At 66.2% G+C, this 19926-nt stretch carries 18 protein-coding genes; 4 read left to right on the top strand and 14 right to left on the bottom strand.

The genetic code is table 11. From position 1 onward, the window contains the following. From IR187_RS09465 to hisS, 6 genes are all read right to left on the bottom strand, one after another. On the bottom strand, positions 1-985 hold a 985-nt coding region (locus tag IR187_RS09465; RefSeq protein WP_407699078.1), incomplete at its 3' end, for a DUF4139 domain-containing protein. A gap of 10 nt (positions 986-995) precedes the next feature. After that, positions 996-2384 carry a DUF4139 domain-containing protein gene (locus tag IR187_RS09470; RefSeq protein WP_194954367.1) on the bottom strand — a complete coding sequence of 463 codons (1389 nt, stop codon included), beginning with the start codon at positions 2382-2384 and terminating at the stop codon, positions 996-998. Positions 2385-2461: 77 nt separating this feature from the next. After that, complete coding sequence (locus IR187_RS09475; RefSeq protein ID WP_194954476.1) at positions 2462-3274, bottom strand: DUF4167 domain-containing protein; 813 nt, start codon at positions 3272-3274, stop codon at positions 2462-2464. Between the two features lie 268 nt (positions 3275-3542). After that, positions 3543-4394, bottom strand: coding sequence for a peptide chain release factor N(5)-glutamine methyltransferase (prmC, locus tag IR187_RS09480; protein WP_324187677.1), 852 nt, complete (start codon positions 4392-4394; stop codon positions 3543-3545). Continuing rightward, positions 4387-5454: a peptide chain release factor 1 gene (gene prfA, locus IR187_RS09485; protein WP_194954368.1), complete on the bottom strand. Its 1068-nt coding sequence runs from the start codon at positions 5452-5454 to the stop codon at positions 4387-4389. Before prfA ends, prmC begins: the two co-directional genes overlap by 8 nt. 167 nt (positions 5455-5621) lie before the next feature. Continuing rightward, positions 5622-6869: a histidine--tRNA ligase gene (hisS, locus tag IR187_RS09490; protein ID WP_194954369.1), complete on the bottom strand. Its 1248-nt coding sequence runs from the start codon at positions 6867-6869 to the stop codon at positions 5622-5624. A 256-nt stretch (positions 6870-7125) separates the two neighbouring features. On the opposite strand from hisS, the gene IR187_RS09495 reads away from it, so the two are divergent. Together IR187_RS09495 and ppa are read left to right on the top strand one after the other, a co-directional pair. Beyond that, positions 7126-9051, top strand: a complete 1926-nt coding sequence (locus IR187_RS09495; protein WP_194954370.1) for a M61 family metallopeptidase — start codon at positions 7126-7128, stop codon at positions 9049-9051. 240 nt (positions 9052-9291) lie between these two features. Next, positions 9292-9828, top strand: a complete 537-nt coding sequence (ppa, locus tag IR187_RS09500) for an inorganic diphosphatase (protein ID WP_194954371.1) — start codon at positions 9292-9294, stop codon at positions 9826-9828. A gap of 36 nt (positions 9829-9864) precedes the next feature. Here the strand turns inward: ppa and IR187_RS09505 are convergent, their stop codons facing one another. The 4 genes from IR187_RS09505 to IR187_RS09520 form a co-directional block, all read right to left on the bottom strand. Continuing rightward, the gene (locus IR187_RS09505; RefSeq protein WP_194954372.1) at positions 9865-10755 is read right to left on the bottom strand and encodes a mechanosensitive ion channel family protein; all 891 of its coding nucleotides are present in this window, start codon (positions 10753-10755) and stop codon (positions 9865-9867) included. Next, on the bottom strand, positions 10752-11945 hold the full coding sequence (gene metC / locus IR187_RS09510) for a cystathionine beta-lyase (protein WP_194954373.1): 1194 nt from the start codon (positions 11943-11945) through the stop codon (positions 10752-10754). Before metC ends, IR187_RS09505 begins: the two co-directional genes overlap by 4 nt. Positions 11946-12155: 210 nt before the next feature. Next, positions 12156-12998: a 3-mercaptopyruvate sulfurtransferase gene (gene sseA, locus IR187_RS09515; RefSeq protein WP_194954374.1), complete on the bottom strand. Its 843-nt coding sequence runs from the start codon at positions 12996-12998 to the stop codon at positions 12156-12158. 180 nt (positions 12999-13178) lie between these two features. Then, positions 13179-14489: a hypothetical protein gene (locus IR187_RS09520; protein ID WP_194954375.1), complete on the bottom strand. Its 1311-nt coding sequence runs from the start codon at positions 14487-14489 to the stop codon at positions 13179-13181. A gap of 118 nt (positions 14490-14607) precedes the next feature. Between IR187_RS09520 and queF the strand changes: the two genes are divergently transcribed. Next, positions 14608-15078, top strand: coding sequence for a preQ(1) synthase (queF, locus tag IR187_RS09525; protein WP_194954376.1), 471 nt, complete (start codon positions 14608-14610; stop codon positions 15076-15078). Between the two features lie 45 nt (positions 15079-15123). Next, positions 15124-15534 (top strand): acyl-CoA thioesterase, encoded by a 411-nt coding sequence (locus IR187_RS09530; protein WP_194954377.1) that lies wholly within the window; start codon positions 15124-15126, stop codon positions 15532-15534. A gap of 234 nt (positions 15535-15768) precedes the next feature. Here IR187_RS09530 and IR187_RS09535 read toward each other — a convergent pair whose 3' ends face one another. From IR187_RS09535 to IR187_RS09550, 4 genes are all read right to left on the bottom strand, one after another. Continuing rightward, positions 15769-17055 carry a cytochrome P450 gene (locus IR187_RS09535; RefSeq protein WP_194954378.1) on the bottom strand — a complete coding sequence of 429 codons (1287 nt, stop codon included), beginning with the start codon at positions 17053-17055 and terminating at the stop codon, positions 15769-15771. Between the two features lie 59 nt (positions 17056-17114). Then, positions 17115-17567 (bottom strand): globin family protein, encoded by a 453-nt coding sequence (locus tag IR187_RS09540; protein WP_194954379.1) that lies wholly within the window; start codon positions 17565-17567, stop codon positions 17115-17117. Positions 17568-17610: 43 nt separating this feature from the next. Beyond that, positions 17611-19191 (bottom strand): helicase HerA-like domain-containing protein, encoded by a 1581-nt coding sequence (locus tag IR187_RS09545; RefSeq protein WP_194954478.1) that lies wholly within the window; start codon positions 19189-19191, stop codon positions 17611-17613. Between the two features lie 316 nt (positions 19192-19507). Further along, positions 19508-19876: a VOC family protein gene (locus IR187_RS09550; RefSeq protein WP_194954479.1), complete on the bottom strand. Its 369-nt coding sequence runs from the start codon at positions 19874-19876 to the stop codon at positions 19508-19510. Between the last annotated feature and the right edge of the window lie 50 nt (positions 19877-19926).

Below are 19926 nucleotides of genomic sequence, written 5' to 3' on the forward strand. Positions count from 1 at the left end.
GGGGGGGTGGCGGCGGGGGGGGCGCCATCGCGCGGCGATCCAGTCGGCTTGCGGTGACGGCAATCTCCTCAGCCGCATATCGGTCCATCTCGTCGGACGCGATGACCGGCGGCAGTTCCCAAAGCGGATGGGTGCTGGTGATGTCCATTGGCCAGCATTTGAGTACCAACGCGCCCGGCGCGCTGCGCGGCAGCGGCGGACTGTAAACCTTGTTCAACCGGCCCGCGATGACGTTGAGCTGCGCGCCGGGAAAGCTGGTCACGCCGCCATTGGCCACGGTGATCCAGCCGGTCAGCGCCAGCGTCTTGCCGTCGCTGCCACGGTCGGCGACATAGTTCGCCGCCCAGTCGAAACCCTCGGCCAGATAGAGCAACTGGATCTTGACGGCGCGCGCCGTACGGCTTTCGACCAGCAGCGACAGCGTGGGCCTGGCCGACAGATCTTTCGGCACCCTGGGGTACAGCATCCGTTCGGGAAGCCCCGAACAGCCGAGCGCCTCGAAGCCGCCTGCCGCGTTCTGCAACACGACCCCGCCATTGGGCCCCGCCTGAATGACCGCCTGCTGTTCGACGACCTGCCCCGTCCGCAGGTTGGTCCGGCGCAGCGTGACGCTGCGTTTCAAAAACGCATCGACCAGGCCGGCGGGGGACAGCAACCGGGCGTCGCGATTCTTTTCGGCCACCCCGTCGGGCAGTCCGCTGACCACTGCGGTTTCAGGCAACAGCCCCTCGGCCACGCCTTCGAGCCGCAGCACGCTCGTCCCGGCGGGCAGCGTGACGGTGCGCGTCTCGGTGATGAAGGCAAAGCCTTGCGGCCAGTTCGGGTTGATCGCCCCGCCACCGCGATTCGGTGCGCGATAGACGGTGACCGCGGCATCGTCGATTTTCGTCGACACCACCACCGGTGTCGGCGGCTGCGCCGGCGCCGTGCCGGATACCAGCGCGCCTATCGCCGCCAGAACCGCGATCAGGGGACGTGCCCGCACCCGCCGCGACTCAATAGCGGGTGTCGAACGTAACGGTCAGATCGACCTTGCCATTGGCGGGAACCGGCACCCGCCATTCGACGCGGTCGGCCGATTGTCTTTCGCCCTTCAGGCTTTCGTCGCTGATCCGCACGTCGCCATAGAGACCGTCCTGCGCCAGCAGCACCGTGACCGGCGACGGTCGCGCGTTGCTCACCGTATATTTCATCTTGGTCACCCAGCGCGAATCGCCCTTGCGCGTCCGCGACACGACGGTCGGCTGCACCTTCACGTCAAAGGCATCGCCGGTGCGCAGCGACATCGCCGACCCCATCGGCGTATGGTCGATCCGGTTTTCGCCGATGAACTGGGGGTCGCCGCGCGCATCGCGCATGTAAACGCGGATGGTCCCCGCCGGCAGCTGGTCGCCCAGCCCGCCCTGACGCGAGGTCGAAAAGCGCAGCACGCTCGACGTGCTGACCGGATCGTTTGTCGCCCCCAGCCAGCGATTGACATATTCATAGGTCGACTGGGCGGGCGCACCCTTGATGTCAAGAAAGCTCACCTGTTTCTGCTGGGCATTGGCGATCGTCGTGCGCTCGGCCAGCGGATAGAGATAATAATCGCCGAGGCGCTCGCGGTCGTTGCTTTCGGTCCCGGCGCTGTCGAGCGAACCCGTCATCCGGCGCAGCCCGCCGCCGCCCGCAGGATTGCCGGCCACGAGCAGCGTCCGCGCATTGGTGAAGGTCGTCCCGGTGCTGTTGGTCAGCGTTACCCAGCCCTGAATATCCATCGCCCCCTTTGCTGCATCGAACAGCGCCACATAGTCGGCGGTCCAGCCAAGGTTCGGGGTCAGGTACGACAACCGCGCGGGAACGGTCCCGGCATTTGCGGCGTCGACGGTGACCGACAGGGTGGGCCGGGCGCGCAAATTGGGGGGCAGGCGGTCGAACACCGCGCGCACCGGCAGGCCGTCGTCGCGCAGCACCTCGATCCGTTCGCCGATCTGCAGCACGATGCCGCCGTTCGCTGCCAACACCTTGGCACGCTCGCTGCGCTCCGCGCCGGTCGCGGGGTTGGTCCGCACCAGCGTGATCGACTGGCCGACGGCCTTGTCCATCAGCTTGTCGGGGGTCAGCAGGTCGAAATCGAAATTCTGCTCGACGATCGCGATGCCGGGCCCCGACAGCGTCACCGTTTCAGGACGGATGCGCGCCGACACGTCGGCAAACTCGATCCGGCTGCGTCCGGCGGCAACGCTGAGGCGGCGCTCGTCCTGCACCAGCGACTGGCCGTTATTATAGATGGTGACCGCGACGTCGCCCTGGGCGCTGCCCGGCGCGCCATCCTGCGCGGCGGCGGCGCATGCCGCGATGCCGGCCACGGCAATCGCCCCGCAAGTCTTTGCCAAAGCGCGCATAAAAAAGCCTCCCCGCCGATGATCGTGCAGGGAGGCTAAGCGATGTGCCGGTCAATGACCAGCGGGAAGATGTACCGTTATTCGGCGGCTTCGACGTCGGTCGCGCTGCGGGCCGCCAGCGTGCGGCGGGTGCGGCGCGGCTTGGCCGCGGGCGCTTCGTCACCGTTTTCGCTGTCGGCATCGGCGTTGCGGTCGGGACGGCCGATCGCCGGCGGCAGCGCCGCGGTGTCGATGCCAGTGCTGCCGTCGTCGCCCGATTCGGCGGCGCGCGGCCGGCGCGGGCCGCGGCGGCTGGCGCGCGGGGCGGGCGCGGCGTCCTCGGCGGTGTCGCCCTCATTGTCACCATCGTCATCGGGTTCGGCTTCGCGGCGCGGCCGGTCGCGATTGCGTTCGTTGCGGTCGCCGCGGCCCTGCTGCTGGCGGTTGCCGCGATTATCGTCGTCGCGGCGGTCGCGAGTGCCGCGCGCTTCGCCGTCGCCGCGGCGTTCGTCGCCCTCGCCCTCACCATCGCCGCGATCGGCTTCGGATTCAAAACCGCTGTCGTCATGGCCGTCGAAATCCTCGACGCCGCGGATTTCGCGGCCGCGGTCCTGGCCGCGATCCTGGCCGTTTGCCGCCGCCTTTTCTTCCTGGCGGGTGCGGAAATCGCTGACGACCCGGAAATAATGGTCGGCGAACTGCAAATAATATTCGGTCTGGACACGATCACCCGCCAGCTGCGCATCGCGCGCCAGATTGCGGTATTTTTCGATCATCTGGGCGCCGTTGCCGCGGGCGCGGCTGTCGATACGGTTCGCCTGGTCAACCCCGCCACGGCCGCCCGATTGGGGCCGGTTGTTGTTGCTGTTATTGTTGCGGCCGCGACGGCGACCGCTTTGCCGGTTGTTCATGTTCAAACTGAAACATCCTGTCGAAAAGCTGATAAGCTATGCCAACCCCTTTTGGCCGACCGCGCGGTTTGCGCGCCGTGCCCGCGCGCCGTGCGCGGTTCTTGCCCTTTACCGCTCGCCTGGACCGGGGTCCGGTACGAACATCGTAAGTGGGAAGCAGATCCGCCGGACCAGTATCGATGCCGTGCATCGCCAAAGGTGTCCCAGCCGGGTCTGTAACCGGCCCCTACCGTGCTTTGCGGCGAAAACCAAGCGAATTTTGCCGCGCTCACTTCCGCGTCAGGATCAGCGCGCGGTCGCGCCCGCCCAGGTCGCGGCGGCAGGCCACGGCAAATCCGGCTGCTTCGGCCAGCGCCGTGACCGCCGCCCGCTGGCGGGCGCCGATTTCCAGCACCGCGGCACCGCCCGGCGCCAGCAACCGCGGCAGGTCGGGGATAATCCGCCGGTAATCGTCCAGCCCGTCAGCGCCTGCGAACAGCGCCTCGCGCGGCTCGTGATCGGCCACGTCGGGCATCAACGGTTCGGCATCGGCGATATAGGGCGGGTTGCACAGGATCAGGTCGAACGGGCCGTCGACCCCGTTGCCCCAGTCGCCCGATCGAAAGGTCGCGCGCTCCGCCATCCCCGACGCCGCGGCATTGTCGCGCGCATAGGCCAGCGCAAATTCGGACGCATCGATCCCGAGCCCGGTTGCGGCAGGAAATTCGCTCAGCACCGCGAGCAACAAAGTCCCCGGCCCCGTCCCGAGATCGAGCACCCGCGACGGCCACCCCGCCCCGCGTTCGCGCGCGCGTTCGAGACACGCCTCGACCAGGGTTTCGCTGTCGGGGCGCGGGATGAGCACCCCCGGCCCCACTTCGATCCGCAGCGTCCAGAAATCGCGATAGCCGAGGATATAGGCCATTGGCTCATGCGCCATTCGCCGCGCGATCAGATGCGTGTAATGTTCGGGAACAACGAACCGCGCCGGATCGAGCAGCACATCCTGCCGCGCGACCCCCAGCGCGTGCGCCATCAACAGTTCGGCATCGAGCCGCGGGGTGTCGCTGATCGCGGTGAGCAGGTTGGTGGCGGTGCGCAGCGATTCGGCCACCCCCGCATAAGTCGGCCGTTCAGTCACCCAGCCCCGCCAGCCGCTGCGCCTGATCTTCGGCGATCAGCGCGTCGATCAGCTCGTCCATCGCCCCCTCGATGATTTCGGGCAGCCGGTGGAGGGTCAGGTTGATGCGGTGGTCGGTCACGCGGCCTTGCGGGAAATTATAGGTGCGGATGCGTTCGGAACGGTCGCCCGACCCGACCATCGACTTGCGCGCCGACGCCTCGGCATCGTGGATCTTGGCGCGCTCCAGATCATAGAGCCGCGCGCGCAGCACCTGCATCGCCTTCGCGCGGTTCTTGTGCTGGCTACGCTGGTCCTGCTGGATCACGACAAGGCCGCTAGGGATATGGGTGATGCGGATTGCGCTGTCGGTGGTGTTGACGTGCTGCCCTCCGGCCCCCGATGCGCGATAGATGTCGATCTTCAGGTCGCTGTCGTTGATCGCGACGTCGACCTCCTCGGCCTCGGGCAGCACCGCGACGGTCGCGGCGCTGGTATGGATGCGTCCCTGGCTTTCGGTCGCGGGAACGCGCTGGACGCGGTGGACGCCGCTTTCGAACTTCAGCTTGGCGAACACGCCCTGCCCGCTCACCGACGCGACGACTTCCTTGTAGCCGCCGACCTCGGCCTCGTTCGCCGAGATAATCTCGACCTTCCACCCCTGCCCGTCGGCATAGCGGCTGTACATGCGCAACAGGTCGCCCGCGAACAGCGCCGCCTCGTCGCCGCCGGTGCCGGCGCGGATTTCGAGCATCGCCGCGCGCGCGTCGGCAACGTCCTTGGGCAAGAGCTTGATCGCGAGGTCATGTTCGGCGGCGGGCAGCGCCGCCTCGACCGCCGCGATTTCCTCGGCCGCCATCGCCTTCATCTCGGGATCGGCGAGCATTTCGGTGAGCGAGGTGAGTTCGCCGCGCAATCGCACCACTTCGCGCGCCGCGGTCGCGACGGGTTCGAGCTCGGCAAACTCCTTCGACGCTGCAACAAAATCGGCAGGCGCCATATCGCCAGTCGCCATGCGCGCTTGCAGCGCGGCATGGCGTTCGATGATGGCGTCGATCTGGCGTTCGGATACGGAGGTCATTCAAATCCTCCCCGGAACGGGGAGGGGGACCGCCGCGAAGCGGTGGTGGAGGGGGTGCGCGGCCTCACGCGACATCAGAGACCGAAAGCCCCCTCCGTCAGCGCCACGCGCTGCCACCTCCCCGCAAGCGGGGAGGATCGTTGTCTGATTGGCGGAAACGGACGTCATCAGAGCGTGCGGATGATCTTGTTGATCGCCAATGTAAGGCCCTCGTCGCCACGGATATTTGTGTACGATTGGCCATCACGCGTTCCGATCGCAACCAAAGCGCGCGCTGGAATCTTCCCCGCCTTGTCGAAGCGCTTTCGCGGCGACCCAGTAGCAACGATCTCAGTTGCCAGCCCTTCGCTACGCATCGCGGCGAGCGTTTTCATGGCGTATGCGAGCAGGCCATCGTCCTCGACCGCAATCACTGCATCAAGCCTCGTGTCGATCACATCGTCCGCAACCAACATCGCCAACCGCTCGATCCCCGCCGCCCAGCCGACCGCCGCGGTCGGTGGCCCGCCGAGCGCTTCGATCAGTCCGTCATAACGACCACCGCCGAGCACGGTGCCCTGCGCCCCCAGCCGGTCGGTGACGAACTCGAATGCAGTATGCCGATAATAGTCGAGCCCGCGCACCAGTCGCGCATTGCGTTCCCACGCCACGCCCGCCGCGTCCAAACCCGCCGTCACCGCGCCGAAGAAGTCCTGCGCCTCGCTGGTCAGAAACGCATCGATGTCGGGCGCGCTGTCAGCGATCGGGCGGTCTTTGGGATCCTTGCTGTCCAGAATCCGCAGCGGATTCTTGTCGAGCCGCGCCAAGCTGTCCTCGGACAGGTCGCCGCGGTGCGCCTCGAAATGCTCGACCAGCGCCGTGCGCCACGCATCACGGCTCGCCGCATCGCCGAGCGTGTTGAGGGTCAAAGTCACGCCATCGCCGATCCCCAATTCCTTGAGCAACTGGTCGGCAAACACCAGCAGTTCGGCGTCGGCGAGCGGGCTTTCGCTGCCCAGCACTTCGGCGTCCAATTGGTGGAACTGGCGATAGCGCCCCTTTTGCGGGCGTTCGTAGCGGAACAAAGGCCCATGCGTCGCGACCTTCAGCGGCGCATACTGCTGCCAGCCGTTGGTGATATACGCCCGCGCGATCCCCGCGGTAAATTCGGGGCGCAAGGTGATCGATTCGCCGCCGCGATCCTCGAACGAATACATTTCCTTTGATACCACGTCGGTCGTCTCGCCCAGCGAGCGCGCGAACACTGCGGTCGGCTCGATCACCGGTACCTCGATCCGCTTGTAGCCATAGAGGCGACGAACGTGCTCGAACGTCTCGACGACATGCGCAAAACGGTCGGCGAAATCGCCCAGCATGTCCTGGGTGCCACGCACGGCCTGCGGGGTCGGGATTTTGGCGGATTTGTCCTTGCTCATGGGCGCGGCGTCTAGTCGATTTTCAGAAGAGCGCAAAGTCCCCTCTCCCCTTGTGGGAGAGGGATGCGCAGACTTGGCAGCTTGCCGCCTAGTCGAAGCTGGGTGAGGGGTCGCGAGCCAATGGCTCGCGCGCTCGCTTGGCGAGCGCAACCCCTCATCCCACTACGCCTCGTCGCTTCGCGACAAGGCTTCATATCCTTCTCCCGCAAGGGGAGAAGGAGTTGTGATTGCCGCCATTTCACGCCACAATCCGTCCATGAAAAAACAACTGCTCGTCGCAATCGCCCTCGCCGCCCTCACCCCCGCCGCCTTAGCCCAGACCGGCAACAGCCGTCCGCAGCCGGTGGTCCAGCCGCTCACCATCCCGTTGCCCGCCGACAAGCCCTATCCGGGCACGATGCAGCTCAAGGTCGACGCCACCGACGTCGCACGCGGCATTTTCCGCGTCCGCCAGACAATCCCGGTCGCCAAAGCCGGCAAGCTGACCCTGCTCTATCCCGAATGGCTGCCCGGCAAGCACGCCCCGCGCGGCGCGATTGCCGAAATGGCGGGGCTCAAACCAACCGCGGGTGGCAAGCCGCTGAGCTGGACGCGGCAACCGACCGATGTCTATGCCTTCGACGTCGATGTCCCCGCCGGCGTCAAAAGCATCGACGTGACCTTCGAATTCCTCTCGCCGACGCGCAGCAGCGAGGGCCGCGTCGTCGTCACCCCGGCGATGATGAACCTGCAATGGGAACAGGTCAGCCTGTACCCCGCGGGCTATTTCACGCGGCAGATCCCGGTGCAGCTGGAGGTCACGCTGCCCGACGGATGGACCGGCGTCGCCGCGCTCGACGGGCTGAAAATGTCGGGCAACCGCTACAGCTATGCGCCGACCAATTATGAAGTGCTGGTCGACAGCCCGATGTTCGCCGGACGCCATTTCCGCAAATGGGATCTGGGGCACAATGTCACGCTGAACGTCGTCGCCGACGAGGCGCAATATCTCGACGCGCGTCCCGATCATATCGCGCGCCACGCGGCGCTGGTGTCCGAAACCGTCGCGCTGTTCGGGTCGCGCCCCTTCGACCGGTACGAATTCCTCCTCGCGCTGACCGACGAGCTGGGCGGCATCGGGCTGGAACATCATCGCAGCAGCGAAAACAGTCGCAAGCCCGATTATTTCACCAAATGGGACGATAATGACAGCATCCGCGGGCTGCTGCCGCACGAGCTGGTCCACAGCTGGAACGGCAAATATCGCCGCCCCGACAAATTATGGACCCCCGATTTCCGCACCCCGATGCAGGGCAATCTGCTGTGGGTTTACGAAGGACAGACCAGCTATTGGGACCTGGTCCTCGCCGGCCGGTCGGGGATGCAGTCGAAAGAGATGATCCTGGGCGAATGGGCGACGCACGCGGGTTTCTACAGCGTCCAGCCCGCCCGCGAATGGCGCGCGGTCGAGGATACGACGCTCGACCCCGTCATCGCGGCGCGCAAGCCCAAACCCTTTGCCAGCTGGTCGCGCGGCGAGGATTATTACAACGAAGGATCGCTGGTCTGGCTGGAGGCCGACATGCTGATCCGCGCCGCAACCAATCACACGCGCAGCCTCGACGATTTCGCCCGCGCCTTTTTCGGCGGGCGCGACGGCGACTGGGGGCAGAACAGCTATAATTTCGACGATGTCGTCGCCGCCCTGAACGCGGTGCATCCCTATGACTGGGCGGGGTTCTTGCGCGACCGGTTCCAGAAGCCGGAACGCCCCGCCCCGCTTGGCGGCATCGAAGGTGCGGGATACCGGCTGGTGTGGCGCGACGCGCCCAATATATTCGACCGCGACCGCATGGCGCAGGCACGCAATCTCGACCTCACCCATTCGCTGGGGATGACGATCGACAAGGATGGCATCGCCAGCACCATCCTGTGGAATGGTCCGGCGTTCAGGGCCGACATTGTGAACGGCAGCAAGATCGTCGCGGTCGACGGTACCAGCTACAGCCGCGAACGGCTGGAGGCCGCGATCCGCGCCGCAACCGACGGCAAGACGCCGGTCCGCCTGCTCGTCGAACGCGGCGGGCGCTATCGCAACGTCGACATCGCCTATCACGGCGGGCTGCGCTGGCCGCATCTGGAGAAGGTCCGGACCGGCCCCGACTGGTTCGACCGGCTGCTGGCGCCGAAACGGCAACTTTAGAGCAGGGCGACGTCAACCAGGGTCGTCATTGCGAGGAGCGAAGCGACGCGGCAATCCAGAGTGTGCGTAAACCGCCCTGGATTGCTTCGCTTCGCTCGCAATGACGCGTTGGATTAACCCAAAGTCATCAATCTCTAGCGCCCTCCCTTGAACGGGAAGGGCTTAAAGCCTCGACTTTCCCCGCCACCCGGCGCTAAAGGCGCCCGCGATTCAAAAAAGCCAAAAGGACTCCACTCTCCCATGCGCATCGACCTGATCCCCGCCGGCGACAATCCGCCCGACAGCCTCAACGTCCTGATCGAAGTGCCGATCGGCGGCGAGCCGGTGAAATATGAATTCGACAAGGCGTCGGGCGCGCTGTTCGTCGACCGTTTCCTGCACACCCCGATGCGCTACCCCGCCAATTACGGCTTTATTCCGCACACGCTGGGCGACGATGGCGATCCATTGGACGCCCTCGTCGTCGCGCGCTCGCCGATCGTCGCGGGCGCGGTCGTCAAATGCCGTCCGATCGGCGTGCTGCTGATGGAAGACGACGCCGGCGGTGACGAAAAATTGCTGTGCGTCCCGGTCAACAAGACCTTCCCCTATTATTCGGACGTCGCGAGCTACAAGGATATGCCGCCGATCGTGCTGCAACAGATCGAGCATTTCTTCACCCATTACAAAGACCTCGAGCCCGGCAAATGGGCCAAGCTCAACGGCTGGGGCGACGTCGACGAAGCCAAGCGTATCATCGTCGAGGCGGTCGAGCGCGCGAAGAAGGTGGGGTTCTGACGTCGATCGCCGCTCCTGCATCGGCAGGGCGGCGGTTCAGCCCTTGGGCTTGACGGGCTTGGCTGCCTCCTCCGGCCAGTCGCGAACACGCAGGTCGCGCTGCGGATAGGGGATCTCGATCCCCGCCGCGTGAAACTTGTCCCATATCCGCAGGAACACGTCGCCCTTGATGTTGCCGATCCCGCCTTCGGGGTCGGTGATCCAGAAACGCACCTCATGGTCGACGCTGCTGTCGCCGAAACCGGTGATCCAGCATACCGGCGCGGGTTCCGCCAGCACGCGCTTCGATTCCTTCGCCGCTTCGATCATCAGCTTGTGCGCCAGCCGCAGGTCGGTGTCATAGGCGACGCCGACCGCAATCTTCACCCGCACCGTACGGCTCGAATAGCTCCAGTTCTCGACCTCCTGCGTCATCAGGATTTCGTTGGGGATCAGATGTTCCTTGCCCTCGCGGGTGATCACCGACACCGCGCGCACGCCGATCTTGTTCACCCAGCCGAAACTGTCGCCGACGACGATCACGTCGCCGGGCTTGATCGACCGGTCCATCAACAGGATGATCCCCGCGATCAGGTTGCCGACCGTCTTTTGCAGCCCGAACCCGATGGCGAGGCCCGCCGCGCCGGAAAAAACCGCCAGTGTCGTGAGATCAATACCCAGCAGGTCGATGCCGAGCAGCAAGGCAAAGGAAAACAGCGCGATCGCGAGCAGTTTTTCGGTCAGCAGCCGCTGCGCATCGTCGATCTGGCGGTTGCGGCGCAGCAGCCATTTGATCGAGCGCAGCGACAGCTTGACTGCCACATAAAGGATCAACGCGACCAGAATCGCCGAAAACAGCCCGTAAAGCGACAGGCGATAGTCGCCGACGTCGAGCCCGATCGCCTTCATCCACGCCACGGCTTCGTCGAGGCTGGCGCGCAGGCTCATAACGCCGCGAACCCGCGCTCGAGGTCGGCGATCAGGTCGGCGGGATCCTCCAGCCCGATCGACAGCCGGATCAGCGGGTCGGGGTCGGCCCTTTCGGTGGCGGTGCGAATCGGGTTGCCCGGCACGACCAGACTTTCATATCCGCCCCAGCTGAACCCGATGCCGAACAGCGACAGCGCGTCGATGAAGCGGGTGCGCGCGGCGATATCCGCCCCTTTCAGGGTGAAGCCGAACAGCCCGCTGGTGCCGCCAAAATCGCGCGACCAGATTGCATGGCCGGGATCGCCGGGGAGCGCTGGGTGCAGCACACGGCCCACCTCGGGCCGCGCCGCGAGCCAGTTCGCCACTGCCAGCCCGTTCTCGCCGTGCCGCGCCATCCGGACGTCGAGCGTGCGCAGGCCGCGCAGTATCAGCGCGCAGTCGTCGGGCGATACCGCCTGTCCCAGCTGATACGCCGCGCTGCGCAGCCGCGGCCACGCCGCCTTGGTCGCGGTCAGCGATCCCATCATCGCGTCGCTGTGGCCGCCGACATATTTGGTCAGGCTCATCATCGTCACATCGACGCCGTGCGCGAGCGCGGGGAACAGCAGCGGTGTCGCCCAGGTGTTGTCGAGCATCGTCAGCACCCCGCGCTGGCGCGCGACCGCGGTGATCGCAGGAATGTCCTGCACCTCGAAGGTCAGGCTGCCGGGCGATTCGAGGAAGATCAGCCGCGTGTCCGGCCGGATCAGATCGGCGATCGCGGCGCCGACCAGCGGGTCATAATAGGTGGTGGTCACGCCATAGCGCGCGAGCAGCCCGTCGCAAAAGGCGCGCGTCGGTTCGTACACGCTGTCGACCATCAGCAGATGGTCGCCGGGCGCGAGCAGCGCGAGCAGCCCCGCCGAATTGGCCGCAACCCCCGACGGGAACAGCAACGTCCCCGCCGCCCCCGGCTCCATATCGGTCAGCGCGTCGGCGAGCGCCCACACGGTCGGCGTGCCGCGGCGGCCGTAATAAAGCTTGTCGTGCGTCGCGTGCCCGCGCGCGTCGAGGTCGGCGACATTGTCATACAGGATCGTCGAGGCGCGCCATACCGGCGGATTGACGACCCCGCCGCCCAGCCGCGGATCGCCCGTCCACTCGGGCCGCCGCCCGCCCTGCACCAGCTTGGTCGCCGCGCGGAAGCTGTCATCGTCGCTTTTACTCATCGAGCCTTGTTAGCGACACGCAGAGCAAAATCCAGAGGTGGGCTCAGTCCCGCCCGCGCAGCGAGCCCTTCATTATCTCACACAAAGACACAAAGAGGGCAGTTCACGCGCGCACGGTATGCGCAAGAACTGCCCTCTTTGTGTCTTTGTGTGAGTCAAAATAGCGCTACGCGCGGGGAACTCAGCCGCCCCGCGCGTCACGCCATCGGTTCAAGCCGCGCCGGTCGCCTTCGGGGTTGCCGGGTCAGCGCCCCATTCGGTCCAGCTGCCGTCGTACACCGCGACATCGTCCTTGCCGAGCAGATGCGCGCCGAACGCCACGACGGTCGCGGTCATGCCGCTGCCGCACGTCGTGACCAGCGGCTTGTCGAGGTCGACCCCGGCGGCGTCGAACGCGGCCTTCAGCTCGTCGCCCTGCTTCCAGGTGCCGTCGGCATTGAACAGCGTCGAATGCGGCAGGCTGCGCGAGCCGGGAATATGGCCCGGCGCCAGGCCCGGGCGCGGGTCGCGGTCCTCGCCGGTGAAGCGCGCCGCGGGGCGCGCATCGACGACCTGTTCGGCGCCGCTGTCGACATTGGCCAGCATCTGGTCCTTGGTCCGCACCGCCTTCGCGTCGCGCCACACGGTGAAGTGACGGTGGCGCAGCGTCTGCTTGCCCATTTCGAGCGCGCGGCCCTCGGCCTTCCACTTCGCCAGCCCGCCGTCGAGCAGCGCCACGTCGTGCGCGCCGAACAATTTGAGCAGCCACCAGGCGCGCGCCGCGCTTTTCAGCGGGCTGTCGTCGTACAGCACGATGCGGCTGCCGTCGCCGAGGCCCAGCGACTGCATGCGGCTGGCGAATTTTTCCGCCTGCGGCGCCATATTGTCGATGGCGCTCGACGGATCGGTCAGTTCGGCCAGGTCCATGAACACCGCACCCGGGATGTGGCCCGCTTCATATTCGGCACGCGCGTCGCGACCCGAATCGCCCATGAATTTCGTCGCATCGACGACCCGCAGGTCCGACGCCCCCAGTTCGCGTTCCAGCCAGTCGGTAGAGACCAAGGCGTCCATGTCATGCTCCTGTTGCGACCGGCCGGGACTTTGCACTGTCCCGTTACCGGCGATCCTGCTCTGCTTTCCGGGGAAGGCAAGCCTATGCCCCGCGCCATGCTTTTTCAAGCATGGTGGCGCTCTGCCTCAGCCGATGCTGCGCTGCAACAAAAACATCGCGCCCGATCGCCGCGAAGACGGCTATTGCGAGCGCTTGATCGCGGTGGCACGCGCGCCCGGACGGTCGACCTGATGGTTCGCCCGGTCGAGCGGCAACGGCGCCAGCTTGTCGCTGCCGCTGCTACCCTGTTCGCGGCCGAGCACGAAGCTGCCCGCATTCTGGCCGAACGCATCGCCCTCGCCGTCCCAGTGATAGGTCACGTCGAACGCGATGACGGGGACCAGCATCGGCTTGCCGCCGATCATCAACGGCTCGATCGCGGCGCGCGGCAGCATGACCTCGGTCGATACCGTCTCGCCCGCCCCGGCGTCGAGTGTCATGTCGTCGCGCAGCACGCTGCCGCCCGCCCCGTCAAAGAAACGGCCCAGCACCGCCTCGGGCATCGCCGATCCCTGGTTGAGCGCGATGCGGACCATCAGGCCGGTCGCGGGCATGATGCCCTGGTTGATCAGGTGGAGCGAAAAGCCGACGACAATATGGTCGGGTACAAAGCGGATATAGGCGATGTCGAGCGCCATGCCGACCACCGCCCGGCGCTCGCCCGCGGCGCGGTTGACCAGCGGCGATGCGGCGCGTGGCGTCGGGGGAACGGGCGAGGGACGCGGCGCGGGTGGCGTGTCGGCGCGAGGGGACGGTGGCGGCGCGGCGGCGCGCGGCGCGTCGAGCACCGTATCGTCGACGCGGCCCGCCAGCGCCGGACGGCGCCGCCAATACCATAGCCCGGCACCCAGCGCGGCAAGCAGCGCGAGCCCCCACGCCCAAAGCGGCGGGCCCGCAGCCCCCGCACCGGGCGTCGCCGCGACCGGCGTATCGTCCGCATCGGGAGCGACCGTGACCGGCGGCGCCGCGACCTCGGGCGCTGTCGTTTGCATCGGCGGCAGATCGCCGCTGCCCTGTGCAGGCGAATCGGGCGCCGCATCCGGCGTAGCGGACGTCGCCTGCGATGCCCCGGCGGGCGCCGCGTCGCGGCGGGCCGGGGTCGGTGCGGGCGACGGCGTGGTGGTGGTGGTCGTCGGCTGGGTCGGCGTCACGCGCGGCGGAGTCGCCGGTGCAGCCTGGGCTGGCGCGGGGGTGGGTGTCGGTGTCGGTGTCGGGGCAGGTCCGCTCCGTTCTCCGGGCGCGACCGGCGGCAGGCCGTTGTCCGACGGCCCCTGGACGCCGGGGGTCCGGCCGTCGCCGGCGGGCGGCAGGCGAAAAATCGACGAGGGCGCCGGCGTCGGTGTTTCGGCATCCTGCGCACGGGCAGGCGCAACGCTGGTCAGTGCAAGCACCAGCGCAACCAGCGGCGATCGCGCCGCGCTGCTGCCTTGCCCCAAATTCCTGTCCGTCATTACGATTCTGCGATCCCGAATTGTTCAACTTCGGTCGGCGCCGCTGAATTGGCGCTGAACCCGGCGCCTTTCCCATCAGATCGGTGACAAAGGCAGCGCTGCGCCCTAGACGGTTTCCATGAGTGATTCCAGCCATCCGCCGCTCGCGCCCAAACATCTCGGCCAGTCGAGCGAACTGCCTGCCGCGCCCGAAGCCGCGATCCTCGACTATGTGCCGAACCCGCGCGCGGGCGAGCTTTATCTGGTCCGATTCGCGGCGCCCGAGTTCACCTCGCTCTGCCCGGTCACCGGCCAGCCCGATTTCGCCCATCTGGTCATCGACTATGCCCCCGGTGACACGATCGTCGAATCGAAAAGCCTCAAGCTGTTCCTGGCCAGTTTCCGCAACCATGCCGGGTTTCACGAGGATTGCACCGTCGGCATCGGCCGCCGCCTGTTCGACGAGATGCAGCCCCGATGGCTGCGCATCGGCGGTTACTGGTACCCGCGCGGCGGCATCCCGATCGACGTCTTCTGGCAATCGGGACCGCCGCCCGAGGGATTGTGGCTGCCCGACCAGGGCGTCGGCCCCTATCGCGGGCGGGGATGATATTTCATCTTTCCGTCACATTTTGTTGACACTAGTGTAAATGATATGACCGCAGCATCGCTCCCGCACGACCACCCCATCGCCGTCGGCGCCGACGCCATCGATTTCATGGGCCACGTCAACAACGCCCATTATCTCAGCTGGGTGCAGGACGCGGTGCTGTCGCACTGGCGCCACATCGCGCCGCCCGAAGCCGTCGCGCAGCATCTGTGGGTCGCCCTGAAGCACGAGATCACCTATCGCCGCCCCGCCTTCCTCGACGATCAGGTTATCGCCACGGTCATCCTCGAAAAGGTCCAGGGCGCGCGCGCTTTCTACGAAACGATCATCAAGCGCGGCGAGGATGTGCTGGCCGAAGTCAAATCGAGCTGGTGCTGCATCGACGCCGAAACGCTCCGTCCGGCGCGGCTGGCCAGCGACGTGATCGCGCGCTTTTTCCCGGGCGAGAAGGTTTAGGTCCGACCTTGCATTTCCGCTTTTGCGTGTGAGCGGACGCCCAATCCTCTCCCCTTGAGGGAGAGGATAGCGCAGCTTGCTCCGTCAGGAGCTAGCGAAGCTTGGTGAGGGGGTGGGACGCCAGCGGGAGCAAAAAACCCCTCACAACTGCGGCTAGGCAGCAAGCTGCCAAGCCTTCGTATCTCTCCCTCAAGGGGAGAGAGCGGCATTGTCCACAACCCATCAACCCGACCCCTAAACCGCCGCAAACCGGATCGGCAGCCGCTTCAACCCCCCGACAAACACCGACTCGACCCGCGCCGGTTCGCCCGCCAGCTCAAGCGTCCTGATCCGCGGCAGCAATTCTTCCATCAAAATCCGCATCTCCATCCGCGCCAGATGCTGGCCCAGGCACACATGCGCGCCGAACCCAAAGGCGATCTGCGGGTTCTTCGCGCGGTCGGGGTCAAAGGTTGCGGGATCGGCGAACACATGCTCGTCGCGGTTCGCCGATACATAGTTCAGCATCAACCAGTCGCCCGCGTGGATCGTCTGCCCGCCGATCTCGACATCTTCCTTGGCGCTGCGCATGAAATGCTGGACCGGGGTGGTCCAGCGGATCGCTTCCTCGATCAACCCCGCCTTGTCGGTCTCGGCGGCGCGAAACCGTTGGAACAGCGCCGGATTCCTCGCCAGTTCCATGATCGCGCCCGCGGTCGACGCGCTGGTCGTGTCGTGCCCGGCGGTGGCGATGATCATATAGTAACCGGCGAGTTCGCGGTCGGGAATCTGCTCGCCGCCGACCATGGCATTCGCGATCACCGTCGCAATATCCTCGCGCGGGTTGGCGCGGCGGTCGGCGGTCAGTTCGCGGAAATAATGTTCGAAATCGGCGATGACATAATTCAGCATCGCGATCGCCTGCTCGGCGCTGGTGATTTCCACTTTGTTGCGGTTGAGCTCGGGGTCGGTCGATCCGAACAATTGCTGCGTCAGCATCAGCATCCGCGGCTCGTCTTCGGGCGGCACCCCCAAAATGTCCATGATCACGCGCAGCGGATAATGCGCCGCGACATCGCGGGCAAAATCGCATTCGGGTCCGGCGGCGAGCATCGCGTCGACCGTTTCGCGCGCCAGAATGCGGATGCGCTCTTCGACGATCTTGAGGTTCTTCGGCATGAACCAGCTTTGGGTCAGCAGCCGGTATTTCATATGGTCGGGCGCATCCATCTGGACCAGCGAGCGGATCAGATGGCCGTCGCCTCCCGGCGTCGCGGCGCGCGCCAGCGCCTCGCCGTCGCGATTGGTCAGCACCGTCGGACGGATGCCGTTGGCGAAACGCTGCGGATCGCGGCTGATCGCCATGATGTCGGCGTGGCGGGTGACCAGCCAGAAGGGATCGTGATCGCGGTTCTCGGCGACCGCCAGCGGCGCATTGGCGCGCGCCCACGCCAGCTGTTCGTGCAGCTTGTCCCATTGGCCGTATGCGACGGGGTCGACGACGGCGGCGGCTACCTCTCCAGGCAATATCGGTTTTGTCATGTGGGCCGATGCTGCCGCGATTCTCGGTGGGAGTCGAGGGTTTAGACGTCGGCCAATCGCTATGCGACTTGCGGCGCGCCCGCGGGCATCGCGCTGGCCCATTCGGCGCGCGCCTTGCGGATCATCGCCTTCAGCGCCTCGGCATGGCGCTGCCATGCGGCGGCGGTCTCATCGCTCCACACCGCCCCCGCCGCGCGCCCCAGCTCCTCGACCGTCATATCGATAAACGCATCATATTCGGCGATCGGCAGCGCGCCATAGCTGCGGTGGGTGAACACCAGTTCGGCAACCAGCGGCCACACCCAGTCCTCGCCCTTGGCCAGCCCGAACATCATCTGAAGCGTTTCGTCGGTCATCCGCCGCGAAGCGGCATCGACCGAAATGAAGCTGGCGCGGCGCTCGGGATAGGCGGCGAAAAAGCGCTCGAACAATTTATGGCGAATATCGATACCCGCATCGGCGACGGCGATCAGCCTCGCCTCCATCAACTCGGCGTCGCGCGCACTCCTCATAGCTTTCTCTTCGTAACCCCGGCGAAAGGGAGAGAGTCACGCTTCACTTGAACAGGCCGCCCAATATGCCGCGCATCAGCTGTCCGCCGAACTTGCCCGCCACCTGACGACCCAGGCTGGTCGCCGCCGAACGCGCCGCCGATTGCGCCATCTGCTCGGCAAAGCTCGGCCGCGCCGCCTCGCGCGCCGCGGCCTTGTCCAGCCGCACCCGCTCGCGTTCTTCGGCGGCCTTGCGCTTGGCTTCTTCCTTGGCCGCGATCGCCGCCTGCTTGTCGGCTTCGGCCTGCGCCTTGGCCTCGATCGCCGCGGCCTGCGCCTGTTCGGCCTTGGCGGCGAGCAGTTCCTCGGCACTCTCGCGATTGACCGGCGTGTCATATTTGTCGTCGACCGGCGAGATCGAACGGATGATCGCGCGCTCCTTGGCGTCGAGCGGCCCGGCGCGCGAATAGGGCGGTTTGATCAACGTGCGTTCGACCGGCGACGGCGCGCCGTCGGGCATCAACAACGACACCAGCGCCTCGCCGACCTTCAGTTCGGTAATCTCGCGCGCGACATCGACCTTGGGGTTGGGGCGAAAGGTTTCGGCGGCCGCCTTGACCGCCCGCTGGTCGCGCGGGGTAAAGGCGCGCAGCGCGTGCTGGACGCGGTTGCCCAGCTGTCCCGCGACCTTGTCGGGAACATCGATCGGGTTCTGGGTCACAAAATAGACGCCGATCCCCTTCGACCGGATCAGGCGGACGACCTGTTCGATCTTGTCGGTCAGCGCGGGCGGCGCGTCATCGAACAACAGATGCGCCTCGTCGAAAAAGAACACCAGCTTCGGCTTGTCGGGGTCGCCGATCTCGGGAAGCGTCTCGAACATTTCGGACAGCAGCCACAGCAGAAAGGTCGCGTAAAGCTTGGGGCTCGCCATCAATTTGTCGGCGGCCAGAATGTTGATGTAACCGCGCCCTTGGTCGTCGCAGCGGATCATGTCCATGATATCGAGCGCGGGTTCGCCAAAGAAGTTGCGCCCGCCCTGGCTTTCGAGCGTCAACAGCTGGCGCTGGATCGTGCCGACCGTCGCTTTGGTCACATTGCCGTATTTGGTTGTCAGTTCGGCGGCATTTTCCGCGCACCAGGTCAGCATCGCCTGCAAATCGCCCATGTCGAGGAGGAGCAGATTCTGTTCGTCGGCGACCCTGAACGCGATCGCCAGCACCCCCTCCTGCACCTCGTTCAGCCCCATCAGCCGCGCCAGCAGCAGCGGCCCCATCTCCGAGATCGTCGTGCGGACGGGGTGACCCTGTTCGCCGAACAAATCCCAGAACATCACCGGATTGTCGCGATAGGCCCATTCGGTGTCGCCAATCTCGGCGGCACGAGCGCCGAAAATCTCGTGCAGTTTCGACGTCGGACTGCCCGCCATCGCCATGCCGGCGAGGTCGCCCTTCACGTCGGCAACGAACACCGGCACGCCGACCGCCGAAAACCCCTCGGCCAGCCCCTGCAAGGTCACCGTCTTCCCCGTCCCCGTCGCCCCGGCGATCAACCCGTGCCGGTTCGCGCGCTTCAGCACCAGCGACTGGCGCGGCCCGTCAGGCGCGCCGCCGCCGCCCAGCCCGATATAGATTTCGCTCGCCATGCCGCCGTCGCTCACCCGCTGTCCTCCACATTTGATCCGGCCAAAGGTCTAGAGGGGCAGGGCAAGTCAGGCAATCGGCAAACGGGTGCCGGTGAGGCGCGCCCTGTCCGCTAACGACCGGAAGTAGACATAGCCTATCCTCCCCATCGACTTGCGATGGGGAGGGGGACCGCCGCGAAGCGGTGGTGGAGGGGCCGCGAGCGTGAGCGAGCGCTACGCGCTCGACCCCTCCGTCAGCCCTGCGGGCTGCCACCTCCCCATCGCAAGTCGATGGGGAGGATCTTATGGCAGCTCCCCACCCCAAACCAGTCGCCCATCACCCCATGATGAACGCGTTCAGCTTGTTCCCGTCCGGATCGCGGAAATAGCCCGCGTAAAACCCCTCGCCGCGCGGTCCCGGCGGGCCTTCGCAGCTGCCGCCATTCGCCAGTGCAATGTCGTAGAGCCGCTGGACCTGGTCCTTGTCCTTCGCCTGCAACGCCACCATCACGCCGTTGCCGACGCTCGCCGCATGGCCATCGAACGGCTTGGTCAGCCCGATGCCCGCAGCGCCGCCGGGCTTGCCCCACGCGATGAAGGTGTCGAATTCCATCATCCGCGGCGTTTCGAGCTCGGCGGCGATCGCGTCATAAAAAACCGCGGCTTTCGCCAGGTCGTTGGTCCCCAAAGTCACATAACCGATCATGCCCGTCTCCCGATTCGCAGCCAAGAGAACATAATAGGAACATTATGCGC

Origin of the sequence: Sphingopyxis solisilvae (genome assembly GCF_015475875.1) — a bacterium.
In the GTDB taxonomy this organism is placed as follows: domain Bacteria; phylum Pseudomonadota; class Alphaproteobacteria; order Sphingomonadales; family Sphingomonadaceae; genus Sphingopyxis; species Sphingopyxis solisilvae.

Excerpts from the sequence above, each read along its gene's own strand:
- IR187_RS09470 (WP_194954367.1), bottom strand. The coding sequence starts at position 2,384 with ATGCGCGCTTTGGCAAAGACTTGCGGGGCGATTGCCGTGGCCGGCATC.
- IR187_RS09475 (WP_194954476.1), bottom strand. The coding sequence starts at position 3,274 with ATGAACAACCGGCAAAGCGGTCGCCGTCGCGGCCGCAACAATAACAGC.
- prfA (WP_194954368.1), bottom strand. The coding sequence starts at position 5,454 with ATGACCTCCGTATCCGAACGCCAGATCGACGCCATCATCGAACGCCAT.
- hisS (WP_194954369.1), bottom strand. The coding sequence starts at position 6,869 with ATGAGCAAGGACAAATCCGCCAAAATCCCGACCCCGCAGGCCGTGCGT.
- IR187_RS09495 (WP_194954370.1), top strand. The coding sequence starts at position 7,126 with ATGAAAAAACAACTGCTCGTCGCAATCGCCCTCGCCGCCCTCACCCCC.
- ppa (WP_194954371.1), top strand. The coding sequence starts at position 9,292 with ATGCGCATCGACCTGATCCCCGCCGGCGACAATCCGCCCGACAGCCTC.
- IR187_RS09505 (WP_194954372.1), bottom strand. The coding sequence starts at position 10,755 with ATGAGCCTGCGCGCCAGCCTCGACGAAGCCGTGGCGTGGATGAAGGCG.
- metC (WP_194954373.1), bottom strand. The coding sequence starts at position 11,945 with ATGAGTAAAAGCGACGATGACAGCTTCCGCGCGGCGACCAAGCTGGTG.
- sseA (WP_194954374.1), bottom strand. The coding sequence starts at position 12,998 with ATGGACGCCTTGGTCTCTACCGACTGGCTGGAACGCGAACTGGGGGCG.
- IR187_RS09520 (WP_194954375.1), bottom strand. The coding sequence starts at position 14,489 with ATGACGGACAGGAATTTGGGGCAAGGCAGCAGCGCGGCGCGATCGCCG.
- queF (WP_194954376.1), top strand. The coding sequence starts at position 14,608 with ATGAGTGATTCCAGCCATCCGCCGCTCGCGCCCAAACATCTCGGCCAG.
- IR187_RS09530 (WP_194954377.1), top strand. The coding sequence starts at position 15,124 with ATGACCGCAGCATCGCTCCCGCACGACCACCCCATCGCCGTCGGCGCC.
- IR187_RS09535 (WP_194954378.1), bottom strand. The coding sequence starts at position 17,055 with ATGACAAAACCGATATTGCCTGGAGAGGTAGCCGCCGCCGTCGTCGAC.
- IR187_RS09540 (WP_194954379.1), bottom strand. The coding sequence starts at position 17,567 with ATGAGGAGTGCGCGCGACGCCGAGTTGATGGAGGCGAGGCTGATCGCC.
- IR187_RS09545 (WP_194954478.1), bottom strand. The coding sequence starts at position 19,191 with ATGGCGAGCGAAATCTATATCGGGCTGGGCGGCGGCGGCGCGCCTGAC.
- IR187_RS09550 (WP_194954479.1), bottom strand. The coding sequence starts at position 19,876 with ATGATCGGTTATGTGACTTTGGGGACCAACGACCTGGCGAAAGCCGCG.